The organism is Streptococcus sp. HMSC071D03, from assembly GCF_001812125.1.
Classification (GTDB): domain Bacteria; phylum Bacillota; class Bacilli; order Lactobacillales; family Streptococcaceae; genus Streptococcus; species Streptococcus pseudopneumoniae_N.
On sequence record NZ_KV807737.1, the window covers coordinates 35,900 to 38,508 of the forward strand.

Sequence of the window (2,609 nt, forward strand, 5' to 3'; positions counted from 1 at the left end):
CAGTAACCATACCTACGGCAAGGCGACGTTGACGCAGTTTGAAGAGATTTTCGAAGAGTATTAAAATTTTATTGATAACCTTCTTCTATCGAACGTGGTTAGCCAAATCTTCTTGGGATTTTTTATTTGACTCAGCTTTTTCTTTTTGCCATTTTTCATAAAGTTCTTGGTACTGTTTAGCCGTCACAGGTTCCTTTTGCAATTCAACATATTTGTAGTTGTCCGCATCTCCTTTGTGTCCAACAAATGAGAAGGCCGCTGTAAATGGAACAGTCTTACGGAAGATAGGATTAGCCCCTCCACTTTGAACTGGTAGGAAGAGAGCACTATCTGTCAACCAAGCTTGAACTTCAGCAAATTTTTCATAACGTGTTTGCATATTTTCATTCTCATTATCTGCCGCACCCAACAACTCCCTGTAGGTAGCTAGACCAAGTTTTTCTTTGACTTCATTGTCTTTTCCTGGAGTCAAGCCAAGATTTTTCAACTGAGAACCAGAGTCTGGATCCAAGAGATCAAGATAGGTCTTCGGATATGAGAAATCTCCACTCCAACCTGAGATATCAATGTCATAGTCCTTTTGATCTGCGGTATCCGCAAAGAAGGTAGCATTGTCTTTCTCATCTGGAGACAATTGAATGATATCAATAACCACATTATCTGAACCAAGCGTCGCTTCAACGGTCTGCTTGAAGGAGCTTGCTTGCTGAACATCCAACTTAGCAGTCTGATCAACCAACATATCCAAGTGGATAGGGAAGGTCACGCCTTCTGCTTGCAAACTATCTTTAGTCTTGGCAAATTCAGCCTTGGCTTTTTCAGGATCCAAGAAAGCAGCTTGAGCATCATTCAGATTGATATTAGACCACTCTGTACCATAGTTGACCATCTTTTCATTGACCGCATCTCCAAAGTTTTTTCCACCAATTTGAACAAAGTTACTTGGTGTGACTGTATTTCTAAGGATTCGATCAGCCCCATCTTCTCCATTTGTCTGGGCAGCATAGGCATGACGGTCAAAGGCAAAGTTAATGGCCTGACGGAAATCTTTATTTTGCATAGCTAGACGAGAATCCGTCTTTTCTTTGTCCGTCTGTTTCATGGTTTGCTTGTAACTTTGACGATTGACATTGAAGAGATAGTAGAAGGTTATAGCATTTTGAGGGGTATAGGTAATCTTATCTTCATTCCCTTTTTTCAACTGATCAAACACAGAGCTTGTTGGGAAGATACGCCCGTCTGTATAGTTGCCTTCCAAGAATCCTCTAGCCAAACTATCTTGGTCTGAGCCATCATAGAAGGAAAGTTTTACTTTCTCAATCTTCACATTGTCCTTGTCCCAATAATTAGGATTCTTTTCAAACTCAATCAAAGATTTTGATGTGAATGATTTGAATAAGTATGGCCCATTTGACAGGATACTAGATGGAGTTACACTTCCAAATTCATCCCCCTTAGATTTCAAAAAGGCTTCATTAACTAACTGGACTTAAAATTCCACCTGTTGTCTTAGAATTCCAATAGGACTCTGGCTTGTTCAAAGTATATTGGAGAGTATAGTCATCGACTGCCTTGATACCGACAGTTTCAAAGTCTGATGATTGACCCTCAACATAGTCCGCCAAACCTTTGATAGAGTCTTGCACCAAGTACAAGTTTTCTGCCTTTTTATCCGCCGCATACTTGAGGCCTGTCACAAAGTCATGAGCTGTTACCTCTGCATATTCTTCCCCTTCAGAGGTATACCACTTGACACCTTGACGGATTTTATAGGTATAGGTCAAACCATCTTTTGATACTGTCCATGATTCAGCCATGGAAGGAACCAGATTGCCATACTTATCATTTTCCAACAAACCATCAATCAAGTTTGTCGTAATGCTAGACGTCGAGCCACGTGTCGAAGTAATGTAGTCTAGTGTATCTGGATTGCTAGCAAATACATAAGAGTAGGTTTTATCAGATGCATTTGACTGTGTCGAGCTACAAGCTACCATCAAGAAGCTAGCACTCAAAAGCCCAGCTCCTAGTAAGAGAGCTTTTGATTTTTTCATAAATATTCTCCATTTATATAGTATATGAAATATTATAGTGGATTGAAATAAGATATGAACAGAGAGATTAGGAAAGTCAAACTAATTTCTAGAAATATTTTTAGCAGTTGTAGTGTACTGTTATAAATTCAATCTCCTATATACACTATTATAGAAAAAATAGAAAGTAAATGCAGGCCATCATTTAGGGCAAAACAAAAGCCAGTAGACTCGAGTTCCTACTGACTTCATTGTTGAATTCGTTTGGTTTATGCAGCCAAAACTTTGCGTCCTTTACGACGACGAGCTGCCAATACGCGACGACCGTTTTTAGTTGACATACGGTTACGGAATCCGTGTTTGCGCGCACGACGTAGTTTACTTGGTTGATAAGTACGTTTCACGATGAATACCTCCTCATAGATTTTGTATTCGTTTAGCCGGCTATAAAGTGATCAGTTACTAAACATACTTTACTATTCTATCTGATTCTTTCGCATTTGTCAATAGCTCTGACAAATGTTTCCAGCTTTTTTGCAGGGGGTAATTTCTCAAAGTAACTTCCACTTTCCTGAC

The 2,609-nt window shown here is 39.4% G+C and carries 1 protein-coding gene and 1 pseudogene; both read right to left on the reverse strand.

Annotated elements, in window-relative coordinates:
• Nucleotides 1-85: 85 nt before the first annotated feature.
• Nucleotides 86-2,054: pseudogene (locus tag HMPREF2837_RS04360) on the reverse strand (peptide ABC transporter substrate-binding protein).
• A gap of 248 nt (nucleotides 2,055-2,302) precedes the next feature.
• A complete protein-coding gene (rpmH, locus tag HMPREF2837_RS04365; protein WP_000831905.1) occupies nucleotides 2,303-2,437 on the reverse strand; it encodes a 50S ribosomal protein L34 in 135 nt (44 codons plus the stop codon).
• Nucleotides 2,438-2,609: the final 172 nt, after the last annotated feature.